Below are 21,501 nucleotides of genomic sequence, written 5' to 3'. Positions count from 1 at the left end.
TGACGCGGCGCCGCCGTGGACCAGCGCCTGCCCGCGCTTCTGGAGTCGCGGGCGCCCGCCCGCTCGACGCACACTGGGCGGGCCCCCTCCCGCGACGACCCCTCGGACGGATCACCGTGCTCACCGGACTCAGCGCCTTCCCGCTCACCCCGCTCCGCGACGACACCGTCGACGAGCCGGCCTTCGCCGCGCTCGTCGAGCGCCTCGCCGCGGCCGGCGTCGACTCGATCGGGGCGCTCGGCTCGACCGGCTCCGCCGCCTACCTCGACCGGGAGGAGCGCCGCCGGGTCGCCGCGCTCGCGGTGCGGCATGCGGGCCACGTGCCGGTCGTCGTCGGGATCAGCGCGCTGCGGACCTCGCAGGTGCTCGCCCTCGCGGAGGACGCGCAGGAGGCGGGCGCCGCGGCGGTGCTGCTCGCTCCCGTGAGCTACCAGCCGCTGACCGACGACGACGTCCTCGGCCTCTACGAGGACGTCACCGCGCAGCTCTCCGTCCCGCTCGTCGTCTACGACAACCCCGGCACCACGCACGTCACGATGACCGACGAGCTCTACGGCGCGATCGCGCGGCTGCCCCGGGTCGCCTCGATCAAGATCCCCGGCGTCCCCGCCGATCCGGCCGCCGCGGCCGAGCGGGTGACCGCGATCCGAGCGCGGGTCCCCGCGGGCGTCACGATCGGCGTCTCCGGCGACGCGTCCGCCGCCCGCGGCCTGCTCGCCGGCTGCGACGCCTGGTACTCGGTGATCGGCGGCACGCTCCCCGGCCCCGCGCTGACGATCGCGCGCGCCGCGCGGTCCGGCGACCGCGCCGCCGCCGAGGCCGAGTCCGCCCGGCTGCAGCCGCTCTGGCACCTCTTCGCCGAGCACGGCGGCAGCTACCGGGTGATCGCCGCGATCGCCGAGCATCTCGGCCTCGCCGCCCCGGACTGCCTGCCCCGACCGATCCGCGGCCTCGACGCCTCGGCGCGCACCCGGGTCGCCGAGGTCGTCGCCGCCCTCGACCTCGGCACCCCGGCCGGCTGAGCTCCCGGCGCGTCCAGCACCACCCGCCCGTCCAGCGCCAGCCGATCCAGGAACGCGTCGTCGTGGCTGACGACGAGCAGTCCCCCGCGCCAGGCCCGCAGCACCTCGACCAGGTGGTCCGCCGTCGCCAGGTCGAGGTCGTTCGTCGGCTCGTCGAGCACGAGCAGCTGCGGCACCGGTCGCGCGAGGACCACGCCGGCGAGCGCCACCCGGAAGCGCTCCCCGCCGGAGAGCGTCGACGCCGGCCTGTCGACGATCGCGCCGCGCAGCAGCAGCCGCGCGAGCGCGTCGCGCAGGGCCGGGATCGGCAGGTCCGGCGCGGCCCGGGCGACGTGCTCGAGCACGGTGCGGTCGTCGTCGAGCATGTCCTCGCGGTGCTGGGCGAGGTAGCCGATGCGGTCGGTGAGCGCCCGGGCGTCCGTGCCGGGCACGGGATGCGGGCGGTCCGGCTCCGCGCCGACGAGCCGCTCGAGCAGCAGCGTCTTCCCGGTGCCGTTGGCGCCGATCAGGCCGAGGCGCTCCGGCCCCTGGAGCACCGTGGTCCGGCCACGGACGGTCAGCTCGGCGAGCCGCCGCGTCGCGGGCACGCCCGGGTCGGGCAGGTCGAGCCGCACCGCGTCGTCGTCGCGCCGCCGCCCGGAGGCCTCGTCGACCCGGTCCTTCGCGCGCGCCTCGGCTTCGGCGTGACCCGAGCGGAGCCGGCCCGCGGTCCCCTCCGCGCGGCCGCGCCGGAAGTCGGCGGCGCCCTTCGGCATCGACCGCCCCGACTTCTCACCCGCCTTCGCGCGCCGGGCGATCGTCGTCTGCGCCTCGATCCGCTGGCGCTTCTCGGCGCGCAGCACCTGCTCGGCCGCCCGGACGTCGCGCTCGACGGCCGCGCGCTCGACGGCGAGCCGCTCCTCGAAGTCGGAGAACGTGCCCGCCGAGGTGCGCAGGTCGCCGTCGCGCAGCTCCGCGATCTCGTCGACGTGCTCGAGAAGCTCCCGGTCGTGACTGACGACGACGAGGGTGCCGCGCCAGCCGTCCACCAGCGCGAGCAGCAGCTGCCGGGAGCGGCGGTCGAGATCGTTTGTCGGCTCGTCGAGCACCGCGATCGGCCGGCCGCGCAGCGCCACCCCCGTCACGGCCGCGAGGACCGCCTGCCCGCCGGAGAGCATCGAGACGGGACGGAGCAGATCGGCGGCGTCGAGGTCGAGTCCGGCAGTGCCCAGCGCGGCGACGGCCCGGGCCTCGACGTCCCAGTCATCGGCGAGCGCCTCGAAGCGGTCCGCCCCGGCGTCGCCGGCCAGGATCGCGTGCAGCGCGTCGAGCCGGCCGCGGATCCCGAGCAGATCGGCGACGGTGTCGTCGGCGCCGCGCGGCAGGCGCTGCGGCAGCAGGTCGACCGCGCCGGTCGCGGTGACGGTCCCGCCCGTCGGTGCGAGGTCGCCGGCGACGAGCCGCACGAGCGTGGACTTGCCGGCGCCGTTGGCTCCGACGAGGGCGGTGCGGCCGCGGCCGAAGGCGGCGGTCACGTGGTCGAGGACGACCGAGCCGTCCGGCCAGGCGAACGAGCAGTCGGTGAGGACGAGGGACGGAGGGGTGGGTGAAGTGGAGAAGGGCACGGTGCTCCCGGTGGTCGCGTCGGCGCACGACGACCACCGCTCTCCGCCGGGGCGGGAGCGCGCGTCCGCCCGGTTCAGCGGGCGGGAGCAGGGGTCGTCAGTGCGAGGGCAGCTGCTGCGTCGTGGACGCAGTACCGGTGCTGATGCGCACGAGACCGTCTTTCCTGCGGGGAGCCCCCGTGTCCGCGAGCCGATCGGCCGGCCGGTGAGGTGGCCGCCCCGACGTCGCGGCTCGCGACGAGGTACGCGTCGACGCTACGCGCGGTGCGGGGGCGGCCGCAAGGGAGGGGCGTCACGGCCGCCCGATCGGCCGAGGACCAATTGGCCAACAGCCTGTTGGCCGATTGTCGCGTCGCGGATCCTCGCTACTGCACCAGTGCCAGCAGCGCGCGGATGTCGGCGGCGAGCAGGTCCGGCTCCTCGTGCGGCGCGAAGTGGCCGCCACGGGGCATCGGCGTGTACCGGACGACGTCGTAGCTGCGCTCCGCCCAGCTGCGCGGCGGGTGCGTGAGGTCGAAGGGGAAGACGGCGAGCGCGGTCGGCACCTCGACCCGGCCGACCCGCGCCGTCCGCCCGGTCGCGTACTCCCAGTAGGGCCGGAGCGACGTGGCGATCGAGTCGGTGAACCAGTAGAGCGAGGCGAGGGTGAGCAGGTAGTCGTCGTCGAAGCGGGTCGCGACGTCGCCGCCGCAGTCGCTCCAGGCCCGGTGCTTCTCGAGGATCCAGGCGAGCAGGCCGACCGGCGAGTCCGACAGCGCGGGCGCGAGGGTGAGCGGCCGCGTCTGCTGCTGGTGCTCGTAGGCACCCTCGTCCGCGAACCAGGTGCGCTGCTCCTCGACGTGCTCGCGCTCCTCGGCGGTGAGGGAGTCCTCGTCGACGTCCCGCGGCGAGGCGACGGCGAGCAGGTGGATCCCCGCCACCGCCTCCGGGTGGCTCTCGGCCAGCCGCGACGTGATGCCCGCCCCCAGGTCGCCGCCGTGCGCGGCGTAGCGGGCGAAGCCGAGCTCCTCGGTCATCAGCCGGTGCCAGAGCTCGTGGGTCTGCTCGTCCAGCCCCGGCCGCTGCGGCGAGAACGGGAAGCCCGGCAGCGCGGGCACGACGATGGTGGCCGCCTCGGCCGGGTCGCCGCCGAACCGCGACGGAGTGGCGAGCCGCTCGGCGAGCGCCACCAGCTCGAGCGCGGAGCTCGGCCAGCCGTTCGTCAGGACGATCGGCAGGCGGCCGGGCCTCTCGGCCTCGAAACGCAGGTAGGCCACCGGCGTCCCGTCGAGGTCGGCCTGCGCCCAGGGCAGCGCGCGCATCCGCCGCTCCTGCGCCGGCCAGTCGAACTCCTCCGCCCAGCGCCGGGCCAGCCGCCGCAGCTCGGCCTGGTCGGTCCCCGCCGACCAGCCCTCGACCGGCCACTCGGGCGACCAGCGGGTCCGGCGGACGCGCTCGCGGAGCTCGGCCCACTCCCCTGCGGAGACAGCGGGGACCGGCGAGGCGGGAAGGGACGGGGTCATCGCTCGACCGTAGCGGCGGGGGCCGACATCAGAACAGGTCGGGGCTCTCCTGCTCCCGCGCCGTCGACGACTCGACGTCGGCGACCTCGTGGCGCAGCGACGCGGTGACGTCGCGGGCGCCGGCGACGGACTCGACCCGCACCGTCACGCGCTCGACGGGTACGACGGTCCGGGTGAGGGCGATCCGCTCCTCGTGCAGGACCACGACGATCGGCTCCTGCGGGGCCGCCGCGATCGCATCGGGCAGCGGCGGCCCGTCGGCGATCGGCTCGCGGGTGACGCGCAGCTCCTCCCGTCGGACCTCGACCGTGATCGTGCGCTGCTCGGTCACGACGACCCGCCTGACCCGGACGCGCTCGGTCGCGTGCCTGCGCGTGCCGACGAGGAGGCGCTCCTCGTGCAGGACCACCTCGGCGGTCGGCGCCGGCTCGGACGCAGTCGGCTCGGACGCGGTCGGCTCGGTCGAGGTCGGCTCGGTCGGTGTCGCGCTCATGCGGTCCCCTCGATCTGCTGCGGACGCGGCCGGCCCTGCTCGGAGCGAGCGGGGCCGGCCGCGGGTGGTGCGGGTGGTGCGGTCGTGCGTCTAGCGGGGGCGGCGCGCGGTGGTCGCCGGGGCGGCCTGCTTCGCCTGGTCGGCGGCGCGCTTCGCCTGCTCGGTGACGGAGGGGGCGTTCTGCGCCTCCTGCTGGATCTTCGGCGCCTCCTCCTCGGCCTTCGTGAGGATCGCCTCCCAGCGCTGCTGCATCGGCTTGATGAGGCCGCCGCCCGCGCCGACGATGATGACGCCCGCGATGATCGCGAGGACCGCGATCAGGATCGGCGTGGTGACCGTCGTCGCGACCTCGATCTGGTTCAGGGCCGCGGTGACCCCGAGGAAGAGGATGAACACCGCGACGATGTTGCCGAGGGCCTTGCCGTAGGAGAGACCGCCCAGGGTGTTCTGGATCAGGCCCTTGGCGCCCGCGGCGATCGCGGCGGCGAGGACGACGATGATGATCGCCACGATGATCTTCGGCAGGAAGCCGATGATGCCCTGCAGCAGGTCGCTGACCGGGTTGGGGCCGAAGACCCCGAAGGCGAACTGCAGGACGAAGAGCACGAGCGTGTAGTAGATGATCTTCGACACGATGTCGGAGGCGTCCAGCGTCGAGTTCGCGAGCGCCTTCTTGATGCCGCCGCGCTCGACGGCGCGGTCGAAGCCGACCTTGGTGAGCAGGCGCGAGAGGCCCTTCTCGATGAGCTTGGCGACGATCAGGCCGACGATGAGGATGAGCAGGAACAGCAGCGCGAGCGGGACGAACGCGATGACCGCGGCCAGTCCGTTCTGCAGAGCGGCGGGGAGATCCATGGGGGAGCCTTTCGGGCACGGTCCGGAGCAGGACGGGTGGGTGGTGCAGGGGGTCGTGCGGAGTGGAGCGGGTGCGGCGGCCGGTGGGCGGTGCTGCTCACCGGCCGCCGCGGGGATCGCTAGGAGCGCGCGTCGCGGTCGGCGACGGTCTCCTCGGCGGAGGTGCGGGTGCCGGTGGCCTCGGGCTCGACGAGCTCGATCTCCTCGTGCGAGACGTCGGCGTCGACGGTGCGCTGCTCGGTGACGGTCTCGGTGCCGAGCGACACGCGCTCGACGGGGACCGTCTCCTTCGCGGTGACGACGCGCTCCTCGGTGAGGATCACCTCGTGCTCCTCCTCGCTGAGGTCGGGACCGGCGAGCGCGTCGCCGGCGTTCGCGTCGGTGATCGGCTCGCGGGTGAGGGTGACCTCGTCGTGGCTGACCGGGACCGTCTTCGAGACCTGCTCGGTGACGATGTGCTTGCGCAGGCGGGCGCGGCCGGCCTCGACCCGCTCGGTGCCGACGCGCAGGCGCTCCTCGGAGCGGGTCATCGCGTCGTCGGTGTTCGGACCGGACGTGTCGTGGCCCTCGGTGCCGCGGTCGCGGTCGGCGGCGCTGTCGGCGGCGCTGTCGGCAGTGCGGTCGACGCCGCTGTCAGTGCCGGCGCCGCGGTCGGCGTCCTGGTCGTAGAGGGGCGCCTCGGTCGGCGCCGCATCGGTGCCGCCGAGCCCGTAGTACGAGTAGAGGGCCTGCTCCTCGTCGGCGGAGAGCTGTCCGTCGTCCTCGATGCGCGGGGCGTCCTTGACGAAGGCCTTCTCGTAGCCGACGCGGAGGACGCCGCCCTCGTAGCTCGCGTCCGCGAGGGGCGCGAACGACTCCGAGGAGCCGAACAGGCCGGTGCGGACGGTGACCCAGGTCGGGGTCTGCGTGCTGTCCTCGACGTAGACCTGGCCGACGGTGCCGATCTTGGCGTCGTCGCTGCCGTGCACGTCGGCGCCGATCAGGCTGTCGATGCTGCTGCTGTCGATCATGGTGCTCTCTCTTCTCTCCCGGGACGGTGCCGCGGGGTCGCTGATGCGGGGCGGAGGCGAAACGGGGCGCCGCCACCGGCGCAGCGGGTTCTGCGGGGTGGAGCGCGCTCCTCGGGGAGGCGGACCGGCGCGGGGACCGCAGGGAGCACGGTCCGGCAGCGGCACACTTACAGCGTAAGCCTGGTCGGAGCTTACGGTGTAAGGGTTGTTACGGTGGAGGTGCTTGCCTTCGCGGCACCGCACCTGGTATCCGGGCGGGCGGGCACTGCAGGAAGGCGCGGTGCATGACCGACAGCGAGAAGCCGAAGCGGAGCGGCTCCCCCGCCCGCAAGCTCAGCCGGGACCTCATCGTGGAGACCGCGCTCGCGATGATCGACCGCACCGGCCCCGAGGCGCTCTCCATGCGGACCCTCGCGCAGGAGCTGGGCGTCGAGGCGATGTCGCTCTACCGCTACGTGCACGGCAAGGAGGACCTCCTCGAGGGCGTCATCGCGCTGCTGATGCGCGAGCTCACCGTGCGGCTGGACGAGGCCGAGAGCCGGCACTGGCAGGAGTTCCTGCAGACGGCCGCCCACGAGGTCCGGCGCATCGCGACCGACCACCCGAGGGCCTTCCCGCTGGTCGCGACCCGGCATCCCGCGGCTCCGTGGCTCCGCCCGCCGCTGCGCAGCATCGAGGCCGTGAACACCTTCCTCCGCTCGCTGACCGGCAGCGGGCTCACCGACGCGCAGGCCGTCGGCGCCTACCGCTCGTTCAGCAGCTTCCTGCTCGGCCAGCTGCTGCTGCAGGCCGTGGTGCAGGGCGCCGAGACCTCGCCGACCGACCTCCCGCTCGACGAGGGCGACGCGACGATCCCGCAGGGCGACGGGAACATCTCCCTCGACGTCGCGCCCGAGGTGCGGCGGCTCCGCGGCCTGCTCAGCGAGGACCACAGCGACGAGGAGTTCGAGATCTCGCTCGAGGTGCTCCTGGACCGGCTCGACCGGGAGCTCTCGCAGTAGCCCTCGCCGGCTCCGCGGGGCACGGCGACCCCCAAAGACCCGTTTGACGGTCCGCGGGACCGGGCGTGACGATGGCCGCATGTCCACTCTCGAGGAGCTGCGCGCCACCGCCCACCCGATCCGGCTCCGGCTGCTGTCCCTGGTGACCGGCGCCGCGGCGAGCGCCGCCGAGGCCGCGCGCGAGCTGGGGCCTCTCGCAGGCGACCGCGAGCTACCACTTCCGCGTGCTCGAGCGGGCCGGGCTGGTGCGGGTGGTCGAGACGGTGCGGCTGCGCGGCGGTGAGGCGAAGCGCTACCGGCACGAGTCCTCCGGGCGACCGTTCGACGTGACCGCGGCCGTCGACGCCGGGCCGGCGGAGGACCGGCAGCTGTACCTGGAGGCGCTGATCGAGGAGCTGCGGCGCCGATCCGCGGCCCGCGCCGACGGCCCGCAGCTGTCGACGGACGCCGAGCTCTGGGTCGATCCGGAGACCTGGCGGCGGGTGGTCCGGCACGTCGGCGAGGCGTCCGCGCTGCTGCACGCGGCGGCCCGGCCGCCCCGGAGCCCGGGCACGGTGCCGGTGTCGATGACGACCGCGCTGTTCCCGCTGCGGCGGCCGTGACTCCGCGCGGGACTCCCCGGCCCGGCCCTCTCGCGCACCGCCCGTTCCGGTGGCTGCTCGCCGCGCGGACGACCGCCGTGCTCGGCAACGCCGTCGCACCGATCGCCCTGGCCTTCGCGGTCCTCGACCTGACCGGCTCGGCGACCGACCTCGGCCTGGTCGTCGCCGCGCGCTCGCTCGCCAACGTCGCCGTGCTGCTGCTCGGCGGCGTCCTCGCCGATCGGCTGCCGCGCTCCGTGATCATGGTCGGCACCTCCCTCGCCGCCGCCGGCACGCAGGCGGTCGTCGCCGCCCTGGTCATCAGCGGGACGGCGAGCATCCCCGCCCTCGTCGTGCTCGGCGTGCTGAACGGCGCCGTCGCGGCGGTGAGCCTTCCTGCCGCGTCTGCCCTCGTCCCGGAGACGGTCCCCGTGGGCGAGCTGCGCCCCGCGAACGCGCTGCTCCGCCTCGGCCTCACCGCCGGGACGATCGTGGGCGCGTCGGGCGGGGCGGGCGTCGTCGCGCTCGTCGGGCCGGGCTGGGGCCTCGCGATCGACGCGGCCGGGTTCGCGCTCGCCGCTCTCCTCTACTCCGGGCTGCGCCTGCCCGCGGCGACCCGGTCCGGCGCCCCCGGCTCCGTGCTCGGCGACCTCCGCGAGGGCTGGCGGGAGTTCTCCGGCCGGCGCTGGGTCTGGATCGTCGTGGCCCAGTTCACGGTGCTGAACGCGGCCTTCGTCGGCGCGACCACGGTGCTCGGGCCGGTGATCGCCGACGGGTCCTTCGGCCGCGCGGCCTGGGGGCTGGTGATCGCCGCGCAGACCGTCGGCCTCGCGATCGGCGCCGTCATCGCGCTGCGCTGGCGGCCGCGGCGGGCGCTGGCCATCGGCGTCGCCCTGATGGCGGTGACGGCCGTCCCGGTCGCGGCCCTCGGAGTCGTCCCCGCGCTCCCCGCCCTGATCGTCGCCTTCGCGCTCGGCGGCGTCGCGCTGGAGGTGTTCGCCATCGCCTGGGACCAGTCGCTGCAGACCCATGTGCCGCGCGAGGCACTCGCCCGGGTCTACTCGTACGACATGGTCGGTTCGTTCCTCGCCGTTCCGCTCGGCGAGGCGCTCGTCGGGCCGCTCGCCGACCTCGTCGGCACGCGGGCCGTCCTGCTCGGCTGCGCGGCGGTCATCGTCGCGGCGTCGCTCGCCGCGGTCGCCAGCAGGAGCGTTCGCGGCGTGGGCAGCGCGCCGGCGGGCACAATGGCGGGCATGGACTCCGAGAACAGCCCGGCCGCGACCGAGACCAGCCCGACCGCCGACGCCCCGGCCGCGACCGGCCGCTACGCGCACGGCCACCACGAGAGCGTCCTCCGCTCGCACCGCTGGCGCACCGTCGACAACTCCGCGGCGTACCTGCTGCCGCACCTCGCGCCCGGCGTCTCGATCCTCGACGTGGGCTGCGGCCCGGGGACGATCACCGTCGACCTCGCCGAGCGGGTCGCCCCCGGCCGGGTGCTCGGCGTGGACGCGTCGGCCGAGGTGATCGCGCAGGCCGCGGCCCTCGACTCCCCCGCGGAGTTCGCGGTCGCCGACGCCTACGCGCTGCCGTTCGCGGACGACTCCTTCGACGTCGTGCACGCGCACCAGGTCCTGCAGCACCTCACCCGTCCGGTCGACGCGCTGCGCGAGTGGGGCCGGGTCGGCCGCCTCGTCGCCGCGCGCGACGTCGACTACGCCGGCGTGCTGATCCACCCCTTCACTCCAGGCCTGCAGGCCTGGGCCGCGCTCTACCAGCGGGTGCACCGCGCCTCGGCCGGCGAGCCCGACGCGGGCCGGCGCCTCAAGGCCTGGGCGCGGGAGGCCGGCTTCGCGAGCGTCGAGGTCACCGCGTCGCTCTGGGTGTTCGAGAACGCCGAGGACCGCGCCTGGTGGGGCGGGATGTGGGCGGACCGCGCGGTCTCCTCCTCCTTCGCCACCGTCGCCCTCGAGCGCGGCCTCGCCACGCAGGCCGAGCTCGAGGCGATCAGCGACGCCTGGCGCGCCTGGGCCGCCGACGAGGACGGCTGGCTCTCGATGCCCCACGGCGAGCTGCTCGCGCGCTGAGCGCCGACGGGAGGGTCGTTGCGCTCGCGGCGGACACGGCTGCGGAGCGGAGCGGTGATCCGGTTCAGTGGGGGCATGCGCAGAGTCCTGGTCCTGGGTGGCAGCGGATGGCTGGGGCGCCGTCTCGCGGAGCGGGCGGTCGCGGCGGGGGACGAGGTCACCTGCGTGGCCCGCGGCGAGGCGGGAGCGGTTCCGGGCGGCGCGCGGCATCTGCGTGTCGACAGGCGCGACTCGGACGCCTACGACGGACTGCGCGGCGAGTGGGACGAGGTCGTCGAGCTCGCGCACGCACCCGAGCTCGTCGGGCCGGCCCTCGACCGGCTCTCGCCGGCGGCCGCGCACTGGACGCTCGTCTCCTCCGTCTCCGTGTACGCCGATGTGGAGCGGATCGACGCCGATGAGTCCGCCGCCCTGGTCGAGCCGGTGGACCCGGAGCAGTACGCCGAGGCGAAGGTCCTGGCCGAGCACGCCGCCGCCGACGTCCTCGGCGGCCGGCTGCTGATCGCGCGTCCCGGGCTGATCGCCGGGCCCGGCGACCCGAGCGACCGGCTGGGGTACTGGCCGGCCCGCTTCGCCCGCGGCGGCACGGTTCTGGCTCCCGAGACGGAGGGCCGGTTCGCGCAGGCGATCGACGTCGACGACCTCGCCGACTGGCTGCACGCGGCGGGCTCGGCGGGAGTGACCGGAGCCGTCGACGCCGTCGGCCCAGCCGTGCCCCTGGGCGACCTCCTCGCCGCCGCCGCCGAGCTCGCCGCCTTCCGCGGCGACGTCGTGCACGCCGACGACGAGACCCTGCTCGCGCACGGCGTCGGCTACTGGGCCGGCCCGCGGTCGCTCCCGCTGTGGCTGCCCGCCGAGGCGGTCGGATTCAGCTGGCGCAGCACCGCCTCATACCTCCGCGCCGGCGGCCGCCACCGTCCGCCCGCGGAGACCCTGCGCCGCGTCCTCGACGACGAGCGCGCCCGCGGACTGGACCGGCCCCGCAGGTCCGGCCTGGATCCTCGGGACGAGCGGGCCGTCCTCGACGCACTGCGCTGACCGGCGCCCTCGGCGAGCCCGTCCGCTCGCCGTCGCCGCACAACATCAGCTGAGACGGGTGGGCCTCGCCCCACAGAGGAGGCCTCCCCTTCTCAGCTGATGTTCTGCGCGAGTCCGCCCCGCTCCGCCCCCTCGTTCGCCGACACCCGTCGGCGAAGAGCCGCGGATCGGCGCCGATCGGACGCCGCGAGCGCCTTCTGTTACGGCGAGCGTCGGCGGCCGTCGCGCCCGCCCACCGCACCGCGCCATCATCATCAGCACACCGACGCGGACGCCGCCACCGAGCATCCCGCGCCCCCTCTCCCACCCCGCACCGGGCACTCTCCGGCGCGCCCGCGCCCCCTCCCGGAAGGACCGACGCCATGATCCGCCTCGAGCAGCTCACCAAGGTCTACGGGCAGGGCGCCGACGCCGTGACCGTGCTCGACCGCCTCGACTTCTCGGTCGGCACCGGCGAGATCTTCGCCGTCGTCGGGCCGAGCGGCGCCGGCAAGAGCACGCTCGCCGCCTGCGTCAACCTGCTCGAGCGGCCCACCTCCGGCACCGTCGTCGTCAACGGCGACGCGCTCTCCCAGCTGTCCGAGACGGAGCTGCGGGTCGCCCGCCGCCGCATCGGCACCGTCTTCCAGTCCGACGGCCTCTTCAGCCGCCGGACCGCGGAGCAGAACGTCGCCCTCCCGCTCGAATACCTGGGCGTCACCGCGGCCGAGACGAAGCGCCGCGTCGCCGAGCTGCTGGAGCGCGTCGGCCTCGGCGACCGCGCCCGCTACTACCCGCACCAGCTCTCCGGCGGCCAGCGCCAGCGCGTCGGCATCGCCCGCGCCCTGGCCCTGCGCCCCTCCGTCCTGCTCTCGGACGAGGCGACCTCGGGCCTCGATCCCGCGTCGACCACCGCGATCACGACGCTCCTCAAAGAGCTGCGCGACGACCTCGGCCTGTCGATCCTCTTCATCACGCACGAGATGGAGACGGTCCGCCAGGTCGCCGACTCCGTCGCGCGCCTCGATCACGGCCGCATCGTGGAGTCGGGGCGCCTCGTCGACCTGCTGCGCGACGCGTCCTCGCCGCTCGGCCTCGCGCTCAACCCGGTGCGCCCCTCGGTGCTGCCCGCCGCGGGGCTCGACGAGTGGGTCGTCGGCTACGCCCGCGACGGAGTGCCGGCCGATTGGGTGACGCGGCTGTCCGACGCGGTCGGTCCGGTCGCGCTGCTCGGCGCGGCGATCGAGACGGTCGACGGACGCGCCGTCGGCCACGCGACGATCGGCCTCGGTCCGGTCGAGGAGCGCCGGCTCGCGCACGCCGCCGACGCTCTCGGGCTGTCGGTGCGGCGGGGCGCCGTCCGGTCGGACGCCCTCGTCGAGGAGGCGGCGGCATGAGCGCGCTCATCTCCTCGGCGGCCCTCGGCCCGCTGCACCTCGACAACAGGGTCCCGCTCGCCGACATCCCCGCGCTCGTCCTCCCCGCGCTCGGCGAGACGCTGATCATGGTCGGCATCGTGATGCTGATCGTCGTGCTCGTCGGCGTCCCGCTCGGCGCCGCGGTGCACAACCTCGCTCCGGGCGGCCTGTTCGAGAACCGCGCCGCGCACCAGAGCCTCAGCTGGATCATCAGCATCGGCCGGTCGCTGCCGTTCCTCATCCTGATGGCCTCGATCATGCCGTTCACCCGGCTGCTCACCGGCACCAACATCGGTATCGCGGCGGCCGTCGTGCCGATGTCGATCGCCGGCATCGCCTTCTTCACCCGCATCGTCGAGAACGCGCTGCGCAGCGTGCCGCTCGCGCTGACCCGGGTGGCCCGCGCCTCCGGAGCATCGCGGCTGCAGGTGATCCGCTCGGCGCAGCTCAGCGAGGCGGTGCCGCAGATCCTCGGCGGTCTGACGATCAACACCATCGCGATGATCGAGTACTCCGCCATCGCCGGGACCATCGGCGCGGGCGGCATCGGCTACGTCGCTGTCACCTACGGCTACCAGCGCTTCGACACCACCGTGATGCTCGCGACGATCGTCATCCTCGTCGCGACCGTCGCCGTCGTGCAGCTCACCGGCGACGCCCTGGTCCGCGCGACCACACCGAGCGCCTCCCGGTCCCGGCGCACCCCGCGCGTCGCCGTCTCCGTCTAGCCGCCCCTCCCCCTGATCCCGCCCCGGGCCCTCCGCCCGGGCGTCCCTCCCGCGCGCCGCCGTCCGGCCGCGACCGCTCGAAAGGCACTGCCATGTCCACTGAGAACCACGGCCCTGAGAACCCCCGCTCCGAGAAGTACGGCCCTGCGAAGTCCGGCCCCGAGAAGTCCGGCCCCGAGGACCTCGGCTTCGAGCTGAAGAAGAAGCGCCGCTGGCCCTGGATCGCCGGAGCCGCCGTCGTCGTCGTCGGCGTCGGAGCGGTCGTCGCCGTGCCGCTGCTCTCGCCCGCCGTCTCGGCGAACGAGCAGGAGGGCGCGACCCTCTACGTCGCGACCGCCGAGGGCAACGCCTCGGAGCAGGCGCTCGTGAACTTCGTGGCGGAGGAGGTGGCGCCGCGCTACGGCATCACGGTCGCCTTCAAGGGCCTCTCGGACAGCAACACGATCAACCGCGCCGTGAGCGAGGGCGAGGTCGCCGCGACGGTCTACCAGCACAAGCTCTGGCTCGGCCAGGTCCTCGAGGCCAACCCCGACTTCGAGGAGGAGGCGGCCACGCCCGTCTTCCGCTGGGGCTTCGGACTCTGGAGCGACAAGCACGGCGACGTCTCCGAGATCCCCGACGGCGGCACGATCTCGCTCTACTCCGACCCGGCGAACGAGGCCCAGGGCCTCTGGCTGCTGCAGTCGGCCGGCCTGATCACGCTGAAAAAGGGCACGGAGCCCGGCACCGCGACCCAGGACGACATCGCCTCGAACCCGAAGAACCTGAAGTTCACCCTGCTCGACTTCGCCGCCCAGTCCCGCGCCCTGCCCGACCTCGACGCGGCCGTCGGCTACACCGAGTACTACCTCGCCGCCGACATCCCGATCGAGAAGCAGATCTTCGCGCCCCAGGCCCCCGACGACTTCGCCGGCCAGCTCACCATCGGCTCGAAGTACAAGGACACCGCCAACATCGAGAAGCTCGTCGCCGCCTTCCAGGACCCGGCCGTGCAGGAGTTCCTCGCCACCGACGAGACGGTGAAGGGCATCCTGCTGCCGATCGAGGGCTGACCGGGCGGATGGGGCGGCGGCGGTTCCGCCCGTCGTCCGCCTCCGGCACGCGAAACCACCTCCGGCACGCGGAACCACCTCCGGCACGCCGGAACCGTCTCAACCCGCGAGCCCGAGCCGGGACTACGAGCCGAGAATCACCTCACCGGCCGCACCCCGCACCCCGGCACGCGAACCCACTTCGGGCACGCCGGAACCGGCTGATCCCGCGAGCCCGAGCTCATTCCGCGTGCCGAAGGTCACCGCGGCAGCCCGCCCCACCACCTCCGGCACGCGAAATCACCCCCGGCACGCCCGAAACCACAGATCCGGCGAGCCCGAGCCGAAACCACGAGCCGAAAGTCGACTCGACGGCCACTCCGGCACGTCCGGCACGCGAATGCACCTTCGGCACGTCAGAACAGGCTGATCCTGCGAGCCCGAGCTCGTTCCGCGAGCCGGAGGTCGCCCCGAGCGCCCGAGCCCCACCCCCGGCACGCGGAACCACCCCCGGCACGCCGGAACCGGCGGATTCCGCGAGCCCGAGCCGGATCCACGAGCCGGACGCGACTCCCCGGGCAACCGACCGCCCGATACCGCCGCCGCGGGAACACGGAGGCCGCCACCCGCGTTGGCTCTCTCATGACCGTTCCCCTCTCGATCCTCGACCTCGCCCCCATCGCACCCGGAGAGACCGCGCGCGACAGCTTCGCCGCCTCCGTCGCTCTGGCGCAGCAGGCCGAGCGGAGCGGGTACCGGCGGGTCTGGTACGCCGAGCACCACAACATGGCCTCGATCGCGTCGAGCGCCACCTCGGTGCTGATCGCCCACGTCGCCTCGCAGACCTCGACCATCCGCCTCGGCTCCGGCGGCGTCATGCTGCCCAACCACTCCCCGCTGACCATCGCGGAGCAGTTCGGCACCCTCGAGACGCTGCACCCGGGCCGCATCGACCTCGGCCTCGGCCGCGCCCCCGGCAGCGACCAGGCCACCTTCCGCGCCCTGCGCCGCGAGCACGACTCCTCCGAGCGCTTCCCGCAGGACGTCCTCGAGCTGCAGGGCTTCCTCGCCGACGAGTCCCGCATCCCCGGCGTCAGCGCGACGCCCGGCGCCGGCACCCGCGTCCCCCTCTACATCCTCGGCTCGTCGCTCTTCGGCGCCCAGCTGGCCGCCGCCCTCGGCCTGCCGTACGCCTTCGCCTCGCACTTCGCACCGGATGCGCTGCACCAGGCCGTCGCCGAATACCGCCGCGGCTTCCGCCCCTCGGAGCAGCTCGACGCCCCCTACGTGATCGCCGGAGTGAACGCCATCGCCGCCGACAGCGAGGAGGACGCGCAGGAGCAGTTCGCGCAGATGAAGCGCGCGCGCCTGATGATGCTGCTGCGCCAGAGCGGCCAGATCCCCGTCGACCAGCAGTTCTCCGAGGAGGAGCTCGACCACCTGCTGACCGCCCCGGTCGGCGCGCACGTCGCGAGCATGACCCACTACACCGGCGTCGGCACCGGCGAGCAGGTCGCGGACTACGTGGCCGAGTTCGCGCGCTCGGCGGAGGCCGACGAGGTCATCGTCGCCCACGCCTCGCTCGCGACGCCCGCCCGCCTGCGCTCGGTCGCGCTGCTCGCGGCGCACTCGCTCGTCGCCGCGTAGCCCGGAGGTCCTGCCGACCCGCGTCCGATCTGCAGGCGATCCTGCCAACGACGCGCTGACGCCCACCCGGCAGCCGCTCCCGGTGCAAGATCACCTGCACAACGGACCCCAGCGCGCACGGCGGGCGGGACCGGGTCCGATCTGCAGGTGATCGCGCCCAGAACGAGCTGAAGCCCACTCGGCACGCGTTCGCCGTGCCGGATCGCCTGCACAACGGACCGCCACCCACCCGACGAGCAGCCCCTGGGTCCGATCTGCAGGCGAACGCGCCCACAACGCGCTGACGTCCACCCGGCAGGCGCTCCCGGTACGAGATCACCTGCACAACGGACCACAGCGCGCACGGCGGGCGGGACCCGGTCCGATCTGCAGGTGATCGCGCGCAGAACACGCGGAAGCCCACTCGGTACGCGCGCCCCGTGCCGGATCACCTGCACAACGGACGGGACCCCGCACAGCGGACCGGTGACCGTCGAATCGGCGCCACGCGGAATGACAGCGCCCCGCCGGAGGTTGCACGGGTGGGCTCCGACACGCCCGATGGAGGCTCCCCGTGCAGATCGTGGACTGGCTGTTCGACGCGCAGATCGTGATCGGCGACCAGACGGTGCTCTGGCGCGAGGTCATCGGCAACGTCTTCGGCCTGCTGAGCGCCCTCGGCGGCATGCGGCGCAAGGTCTGGGCCTGGCCCGTCGGCATCTTCGGCAACGCGCTGCTCTTCACCGTCTTCATGGGCGCACTGTTCGACACTCCGAACCCGGTGAACCTGCTCGGCCAGGCCGGCCGCCAGATCATGTTCATCATCGTGAGCATCTACGGCTGGTACCGCTGGACGCACCGCCCCAGCGACGCGACGACGCTGATCTCGCCGCGCTGGGCCTCCTGGCGCACCCGCGGGCTGCTGGTGCTCGGCATGGTCGGCGGCACCGCGATCCTCACCCCGGTCTTCCGCGCGCTCGGCTCCTACGAGCCGGTCTGGAGCGACGCCTGGATCTTCGTCGGCTCGCTGCTCGCCACCTACGGCATGGCCAAGGGCTGGGTCGAGTTCTGGCTGATCTGGGTCGCCGTCGACATCGTCGGCGTCCCGCTGCTCTTCTCGGCCGGCTACTACGCCTCCGGGCTGATGTACGTCTTCTACGGCGCCTTCACCCTGCTCGGCTTCTTCGTCTGGATGAAGGAGGGGCGCCGCCCGTCGGCCGCCCCGGTCACCGTCGGCTGACCCGCCGCCGCGCCGCGCCCATCCGTCACGAACGGTCGCCCGACTCGCGCGGACACCGCCGTTCGTGACGGATCGATGGCGCCGGACGTCGCGGATCCGGGACGGAGGGAGTTGGATCGGGGGATGAGGACGACGATGACTCCCCCGACCGCCTTCGTCCTCGCCTCGCTCTGGGCGGCCCTCGCCGCCTGGGGCCTGGCGAGCGGAAGCACCCCGTTCCTGATCGGCGGCCTCGTCATGGCCGCCGCCTTCGCCGCGCTCGGCGTCGTGCTGCGCCGCCGCGTGCGCCGCTGAGCGCGTCGCTCCCCCTGGCCCGCCGCTTGGTGGCGTCCCCCTTGCTGGTCGAGTAGCCCTGCAGGGGCGTATCGAGACCCACCGTCGTCAGCAGAGCCGGTCTGCAGACTCACCTGCTGACGCTGGCGGATCTCGATACGCCCGCTCCGCGGGCCACTCGATCAGCATGAGAGGGACCCGCTCAGCGGGCTGCTCCATCGGCAGGAGAAAGCGCGACCGCGCGCAGACATGCTGGTCGAGTAGCCGCGGAACGCGGCGTATCGAGACCCACGCCGTTCGGAGGGTGGATCTCGATACGCCCGCTCCGCTGGCTACTCGATCAGCATGCGGGGCCCCGCTCCGCGGGCTGCTCGATCAGCATGAGGGCGCGAGCGCCGCGTCAGTGACCGCGGGCGATCCACGCCTCGCGGTCGGGCTTCTCCGTGCCGATGGTGGTCGTCGGGCCGTGCCCGGTGCGGACGACAGTGTCGCCCGGCAGGGTCAGCAGGCGGTCGGTGATCGAGTCGATGATCGTCGGGAAGGAGCTGTAGGAGCGGCCGGTCGCGCCCGGTCCGCCCTGGAAGAGCGTGTCGCCGGTGAAGACGGTGCCTAATTCGGCCGCGACGAAGCAGACGGCGCCGGGCGTGTGCCCGGGCGTGTGCCGCACCTCCAGCTCGGTGCCGCCGACGCTGATCACCTGGCCGTCCTCGAGCACGCCGCTCGGCGCGGAGTCGGGGTAGTACGCGTCCCAGAGCACGCGGTCGCCCTGGTGCAGCAGCACCGGCACGTCGACGGACTCCACCAGCGCGGCGACCGCGTCGATGTGGTCGGTGTGCGCGTGCGTGAGCAGCACCGCGCGCAGCGTGCGGTCGCCGACGGCCGCGAGGATCGCCTCCGCGTCGTGCGCCGCGTCGATGACGACGCACTCGGAGTCGTCGCCGACGATCCAGACGTTGTTGTCCACGTCCCAGGTGCCGCCGTCGAGGGCGAAGGTGCCGCTGGTGACGAGGTGGTCGATGCGGGCGGCCATCAGAGCACCACCACCGAGCGGAGCACGTCGCCGCCGGCCATCGTGGTGAAGGCCTGCTCGATGTCGCGGATGCCGATCCGCTCGGTGACGAACTCGTCGAGCGGCAGGCGGCCCTGCAGATACAGGTCGGTGAGCATCGGGAAGTCGCGCTCGGGCAGGCAGTCGCCGTACCAGCTCGACTTCAGCGAGCCGCCGCGGCCGAAGACGTCGAGCAGCGGGATCTCGAGGGTCATCTCGGGCGTCGGCACACCGACGAGCACGACGGTGCCGGCCAGGTCGCGGGCGTAGAACGCCTGGCGCCAGGTCTCGGGGCGGCCGACCGCGTCGATCACGACGTCGGCGCCGAAGCCGTCGGTCAGCGCCTGCACGGCGGCGACCACGCCGGCCTCGTCGAGTCCGCTCGAGTCGATCGCGTGGGTGGCGCCGAGCTCCTCGGCCTTGACGAGCTTCTTCGCGTCGCGGTCGATCGCGATGATCGTGCTCGCGCCGGCCAGCTTCGCGCCGACGACCGCCGCGGTGCCGACTCCGCCGCAGCCGATGACGGCCACGGAGTCACCGCGGGTGACGTTGCCGGTGTTCATCGCGGCGCCGAGGCCCGCCATGATGCCGCAGCCGAGCAGGCCGACGGCGGCGGGGTCGGCGGCCGGGTCGACCTTCGTGCACTGCTTGGCGTGCACGAGCGTCTTCTCGGCGAAGGCGCCGATGCCCAGCGCCGGGCTGAGCTCGGTGCCGTCCGTGAGCGTCATCTTCTGGGTCGCGTTGAAGGTGTTGAAGCAGTACCAGGGCTCCGCGCGGACGCAGGCGCGGCACTCGCCGCAGACGGCCCGCCAGTTGAGCACGACGAAGTCGCCGACCGCGACGTGGGTGACGCCCTCGCCGATCGCGCTGACACGCCCCGCGGCCTCGTGGCCGAGCAGGAACGGGAAGTCGTCGCTGATCCCGCCCTCGCGGTAGTGATAGTCGGTGTGGCAGACACCGCAGGTCTCGATGTCGACGACGGCCTCGCCGGGTCCGGGATCGGGGACGACGATGTCGACGAGCTCGACGGGAGCCCCCTTCGACCGGGCGATGACGCCGCTCACAGTGGTGGGCATGGGGGCTCCTTCGGGCGGGGGCGGGTGGTGCGGGGAACCGTTCCACAGTACCGAGCGGCGCCTGCGCGGGGGCCGTCGGCGGGGTGCGGGCGGACGTGCGGATCCGGCGCCGACGTCCCACCTCCACAAGTTGTCGTACTCGACCGCCCGTTACGACAACTCCTGCGCAGTGGATCGCGCGGATATCATTAGTAATCGATGTAAGGGTTGACGAGGCCGCGCGGAGGGCTCAGGGTGACCCTGCGGGCGCTCACCGACGAGGGCCCGCGGAGAGGACCACCATGACTCGACGAGGAGTCACCACCCGCGCGTCCCGCGCATCCCGCGCCCGCCGCAGCCCGCTGCGCCGCACCCTCCTGGCCGCCGCGCTCGGGGCCGCGCTGCTCGCACCGCTGGTCACGCCGTCGCCGGACGCGGCGCAGGCGTTCCCGGCGAAGTCGAAGGCCGCCGTCCTGCAGTACCTGCAGTCGATCACCGGGACGAGCATCGTCTCCGGCCAGCACAACAAGGAGCCGGCGAGCTCCCCCGCGCAGTACACGCAGCAGGTGAAGGACATCACCGGGCAGTACCCGGGCCTGTGGGGCGGCGACCTGTTCTTCACCGCCGCCGACGCCGCGAACCGCCAGCGCGTCGTCGACCAGGCGAAGACGGAGTGGGCCAACGGCTCGCTGGTCACCCTCGCCTGGCACGCGTGCCCGCCGACCGGGCCGAGCACCTGCGCGTTCGACGGCGGCGTGAAGAGCCGCATCACGGACGCGCAGTTCCAGCAGATCGTCACCGGCGGCACGGCGCTCAACACGACCTGGAAGCAGCGGATGAGCGAGGTCGTGCCGTACCTCCGGCAGCTGAAGGACGCGGGCGTGCCCGTGCTGTTCCGGCCGTTCCACGAGATGAACGAGACCTGGAACTGGTGGGGCGGCCGCTCCGGCGCGAACGGCGGCGCGAAGATCTACCAGCAGATGCGCGACTACTTCGACTCGCAGGGCCTGACCAACCTGATCTGGGTCTGGAACGTGCAGGACAACCCCGCGGGCGGCTGGGCGGGCTACTACCCGGGCGCGAACTACGTCGACGTCGTGTCGCTGGACGTCTGGTACAAGGGCTTCCCGAGCTCCGGCGACTACCAGCAGCTGCAGTCGATCGCCGGCTCGAAGCCGATCGCGATCGCCGAGATGGGGAAGGTGCCGGACGCGTCGCTGCTGCAGAGCCAGACGCGCTGGTCGTACTTCATGATCTGGTCGGAGCAGCTGCGCGGCAGCAACACGAACGCCGCCATCCAGAGCGCGTACTTCCACCCCCGCGTCCTCAACCAGGGCGAGCTGACGCTCCCCTGACCCTGCGGGCGCATCGATCCGTCAGGAACGGCTGCCTCCCGCGCAGTGAGGGAGCCGTTCGTGACGGATCGCTCGTGCGGGACCGGGACCGGGACCGGGACCGGGACCGGGACCGGGAGTAGGGTCTCGCGCATGAGCGCGGCGGACGAGACGGGGCCGTTCTTCCACGGGACGAAGGCGGATCTGCGAGTCGGCGACCTGCTGGTGGCGGGGCGGCGGTCCAACTACCGGCCCGAGGTCGTGATGAACCACGTGTACTTCACGGCACTGCCGGACGGCGCGGGGCTCGCGGCGGAGCTCGCGCCCGGCGAGGCGGAGCCGCGCGTCTACGAGGTGGAGCCGACCGGGCCGTTCGAGGACGACCCGAACGTCACGGACAAGAAGTTCCCGGGGAACCCCACGCGCTCGTACCGCAGCGTCGAGCCGCTCCGCGTCGTCCGCGAGGTGCACGACTGGACGCGGCTGACTCCGGAGGCGCTGCGGGCGTGGCGCACGCGCCTCGCCGAGCTCCGCGACGACCCGCGCGGCGAGATCCTGAACTGAGCGGCCGGTGCT

At 73.8% G+C, this 21,501-nt stretch carries 18 protein-coding genes and 3 pseudogenes; 14 read left to right on the top strand and 7 right to left on the bottom strand.

The window, feature by feature from the left end; translation table 11 throughout:
• The first annotated feature begins 116 nt into the window (after positions 1–116).
• A complete protein-coding gene (locus tag EDF17_RS14580) occupies positions 117–1,022 on the top strand; it encodes a dihydrodipicolinate synthase family protein (RefSeq protein WP_123447335.1) in 906 nt (301 codons plus the stop codon).
• A gap of 152 nt (positions 1,023–1,174) precedes the next feature.
• Here EDF17_RS14580 and EDF17_RS14575 read toward each other — a convergent pair.
• The 5 genes and pseudogenes from EDF17_RS14575 to EDF17_RS14555 form a co-directional block, all read right to left on the bottom strand.
• A pseudogene (locus EDF17_RS14575) lies at positions 1,175–2,536 on the bottom strand (ATP-binding cassette domain-containing protein); the annotation flags it as partial.
• 455 nt (positions 2,537–2,991) lie between these two features.
• Positions 2,992–4,128 (bottom strand): epoxide hydrolase family protein, encoded by a 1,137-nt coding sequence (locus tag EDF17_RS14570; protein WP_123447334.1) that lies wholly within the window; start codon positions 4,126–4,128, stop codon positions 2,992–2,994.
• Between the two features lie 28 nt (positions 4,129–4,156).
• Positions 4,157–4,621, bottom strand: coding sequence for a YsnF/AvaK domain-containing protein (locus tag EDF17_RS14565; RefSeq protein WP_123447333.1), 465 nt, complete (start codon positions 4,619–4,621; stop codon positions 4,157–4,159).
• A 90-nt stretch (positions 4,622–4,711) separates the two neighbouring features.
• The gene (locus EDF17_RS14560; protein ID WP_123447332.1) at positions 4,712–5,476 is read right to left on the bottom strand and encodes a hypothetical protein; all 765 of its coding nucleotides are present in this window, start codon (positions 5,474–5,476) and stop codon (positions 4,712–4,714) included.
• Positions 5,477–5,595: 119 nt separating this feature from the next.
• The gene (locus EDF17_RS14555) at positions 5,596–6,486 is read right to left on the bottom strand and encodes a PRC and DUF2382 domain-containing protein (protein WP_123447331.1); all 891 of its coding nucleotides are present in this window, start codon (positions 6,484–6,486) and stop codon (positions 5,596–5,598) included.
• A 284-nt stretch (positions 6,487–6,770) separates the two neighbouring features.
• Here EDF17_RS14555 and EDF17_RS14550 point away from each other — a divergent pair, with 284 nt between their 5' ends.
• From EDF17_RS14550 to EDF17_RS19945, 11 genes and pseudogenes are all read left to right on the top strand, one after another.
• The gene (locus tag EDF17_RS14550) at positions 6,771–7,487 is read left to right on the top strand and encodes a TetR/AcrR family transcriptional regulator C-terminal domain-containing protein (protein WP_123447330.1); all 717 of its coding nucleotides are present in this window, start codon (positions 6,771–6,773) and stop codon (positions 7,485–7,487) included.
• Positions 7,488–7,707: 220 nt separating this feature from the next.
• A pseudogene (locus EDF17_RS14545) lies at positions 7,708–8,089 on the top strand (ArsR family transcriptional regulator); the annotation flags it as partial.
• A pseudogene (locus EDF17_RS19955) lies at positions 8,086–9,261 on the top strand (MFS transporter); the annotation flags it as partial. The pseudogenes EDF17_RS14545 and EDF17_RS19955, both read left to right, overlap by 4 nt.
• Positions 9,262–9,312: 51 nt before the next feature.
• Positions 9,313–10,155 carry a methyltransferase domain-containing protein gene (locus EDF17_RS19950; protein WP_243732923.1) on the top strand — a complete coding sequence of 281 codons (843 nt, stop codon included), beginning with the start codon at positions 9,313–9,315 and terminating at the stop codon, positions 10,153–10,155.
• A 75-nt stretch (positions 10,156–10,230) separates the two neighbouring features.
• On the top strand, positions 10,231–11,193 hold the full coding sequence (locus EDF17_RS14535; protein WP_123447328.1) for an NAD-dependent epimerase/dehydratase family protein: 963 nt from the start codon (positions 10,231–10,233) through the stop codon (positions 11,191–11,193).
• Positions 11,194–11,555: 362 nt separating this feature from the next.
• On the top strand, positions 11,556–12,569 hold the full coding sequence (locus EDF17_RS14530) for an ATP-binding cassette domain-containing protein (protein WP_123447327.1): 1,014 nt from the start codon (positions 11,556–11,558) through the stop codon (positions 12,567–12,569).
• A complete protein-coding gene (locus tag EDF17_RS14525) occupies positions 12,566–13,318 on the top strand; it encodes a methionine ABC transporter permease (RefSeq protein ID WP_123447326.1) in 753 nt (250 codons plus the stop codon). Before EDF17_RS14530 ends, EDF17_RS14525 begins: the two co-directional genes overlap by 4 nt.
• 92 nt (positions 13,319–13,410) lie before the next feature.
• The gene (locus EDF17_RS14520; protein ID WP_123447325.1) at positions 13,411–14,370 is read left to right on the top strand and encodes a MetQ/NlpA family ABC transporter substrate-binding protein; all 960 of its coding nucleotides are present in this window, start codon (positions 13,411–13,413) and stop codon (positions 14,368–14,370) included.
• A 621-nt stretch (positions 14,371–14,991) separates the two neighbouring features.
• Positions 14,992–15,996, top strand: a complete 1,005-nt coding sequence (locus EDF17_RS14515; RefSeq protein ID WP_123447324.1) for an LLM class flavin-dependent oxidoreductase — start codon at positions 14,992–14,994, stop codon at positions 15,994–15,996.
• Positions 15,997–16,549: 553 nt separating this feature from the next.
• On the top strand, positions 16,550–17,215 hold the full coding sequence (gene pnuC / locus EDF17_RS14510; protein ID WP_123447323.1) for a nicotinamide riboside transporter PnuC: 666 nt from the start codon (positions 16,550–16,552) through the stop codon (positions 17,213–17,215).
• A 135-nt stretch (positions 17,216–17,350) separates the two neighbouring features.
• Positions 17,351–17,509 carry a hypothetical protein gene (locus EDF17_RS19945; RefSeq protein ID WP_166649694.1) on the top strand — a complete coding sequence of 53 codons (159 nt, stop codon included), beginning with the start codon at positions 17,351–17,353 and terminating at the stop codon, positions 17,507–17,509.
• Positions 17,510–17,888: 379 nt separating this feature from the next.
• Here the strand turns inward: EDF17_RS19945 and EDF17_RS14505 are convergent, their stop codons facing one another.
• Positions 17,889–18,518, bottom strand: a complete 630-nt coding sequence (locus EDF17_RS14505) for an MBL fold metallo-hydrolase (protein WP_123447322.1) — start codon at positions 18,516–18,518, stop codon at positions 17,889–17,891.
• The gene (locus tag EDF17_RS14500; protein WP_123447321.1) at positions 18,518–19,612 is read right to left on the bottom strand and encodes an S-(hydroxymethyl)mycothiol dehydrogenase; all 1,095 of its coding nucleotides are present in this window, start codon (positions 19,610–19,612) and stop codon (positions 18,518–18,520) included. Before EDF17_RS14500 ends, EDF17_RS14505 begins: the two co-directional genes overlap by 1 nt.
• A gap of 281 nt (positions 19,613–19,893) precedes the next feature.
• On the opposite strand from EDF17_RS14500, the gene EDF17_RS14495 reads away from it, so the two are divergent.
• Together EDF17_RS14495 and arr are read left to right on the top strand one after the other, a co-directional pair.
• Entirely contained in the window at positions 19,894–20,946 is a 1,053-nt protein-coding gene (locus EDF17_RS14495) for a glycosyl hydrolase (protein ID WP_123447320.1), read from the top strand.
• A gap of 132 nt (positions 20,947–21,078) precedes the next feature.
• Positions 21,079–21,489 carry an NAD(+)--rifampin ADP-ribosyltransferase gene (gene arr / locus EDF17_RS14490; protein WP_123447319.1) on the top strand — a complete coding sequence of 137 codons (411 nt, stop codon included), beginning with the start codon at positions 21,079–21,081 and terminating at the stop codon, positions 21,487–21,489.
• Positions 21,490–21,501: the final 12 nt, after the last annotated feature.

The organism is Rathayibacter sp. PhB1, from assembly GCF_004362935.1.
GTDB lineage: Bacteria > Actinomycetota > Actinomycetes > Actinomycetales > Microbacteriaceae > Rathayibacter > Rathayibacter festucae.
This window is presented reverse-complemented; position numbering and strand designations above follow the sequence as displayed.

Excerpts from the sequence above, each read along its gene's own strand:
- EDF17_RS14570 (WP_123447334.1), bottom strand. The coding sequence starts at position 4,128 with ATGACCCCGTCCCTTCCCGCCTCGCCGGTCCCCGCTGTCTCCGCAGGG.
- EDF17_RS14565 (WP_123447333.1), bottom strand. The coding sequence starts at position 4,621 with ATGAGCGCGACACCGACCGAGCCGACCTCGACCGAGCCGACCGCGTCC.
- EDF17_RS14560 (WP_123447332.1), bottom strand. The coding sequence starts at position 5,476 with ATGGATCTCCCCGCCGCTCTGCAGAACGGACTGGCCGCGGTCATCGCG.
- EDF17_RS14555 (WP_123447331.1), bottom strand. The coding sequence starts at position 6,486 with ATGATCGACAGCAGCAGCATCGACAGCCTGATCGGCGCCGACGTGCAC.
- EDF17_RS14550 (WP_123447330.1), top strand. The coding sequence starts at position 6,771 with ATGACCGACAGCGAGAAGCCGAAGCGGAGCGGCTCCCCCGCCCGCAAG.
- EDF17_RS19950 (WP_243732923.1), top strand. The coding sequence starts at position 9,313 with ATGGCGGGCATGGACTCCGAGAACAGCCCGGCCGCGACCGAGACCAGC.
- EDF17_RS14535 (WP_123447328.1), top strand. The coding sequence starts at position 10,231 with ATGCGCAGAGTCCTGGTCCTGGGTGGCAGCGGATGGCTGGGGCGCCGT.
- EDF17_RS14530 (WP_123447327.1), top strand. The coding sequence starts at position 11,556 with ATGATCCGCCTCGAGCAGCTCACCAAGGTCTACGGGCAGGGCGCCGAC.
- EDF17_RS14525 (WP_123447326.1), top strand. The coding sequence starts at position 12,566 with ATGAGCGCGCTCATCTCCTCGGCGGCCCTCGGCCCGCTGCACCTCGAC.
- EDF17_RS14520 (WP_123447325.1), top strand. The coding sequence starts at position 13,411 with ATGTCCACTGAGAACCACGGCCCTGAGAACCCCCGCTCCGAGAAGTAC.
- EDF17_RS14515 (WP_123447324.1), top strand. The coding sequence starts at position 14,992 with ATGACCGTTCCCCTCTCGATCCTCGACCTCGCCCCCATCGCACCCGGA.
- EDF17_RS19945 (WP_166649694.1), top strand. The coding sequence starts at position 17,351 with ATGACTCCCCCGACCGCCTTCGTCCTCGCCTCGCTCTGGGCGGCCCTC.
- EDF17_RS14505 (WP_123447322.1), bottom strand. The coding sequence starts at position 18,518 with ATGGCCGCCCGCATCGACCACCTCGTCACCAGCGGCACCTTCGCCCTC.
- EDF17_RS14500 (WP_123447321.1), bottom strand. The coding sequence starts at position 19,612 with ATGCCCACCACTGTGAGCGGCGTCATCGCCCGGTCGAAGGGGGCTCCC.
- EDF17_RS14495 (WP_123447320.1), top strand. The coding sequence starts at position 19,894 with ATGACTCGACGAGGAGTCACCACCCGCGCGTCCCGCGCATCCCGCGCC.
- arr (WP_123447319.1), top strand. The coding sequence starts at position 21,079 with ATGAGCGCGGCGGACGAGACGGGGCCGTTCTTCCACGGGACGAAGGCG.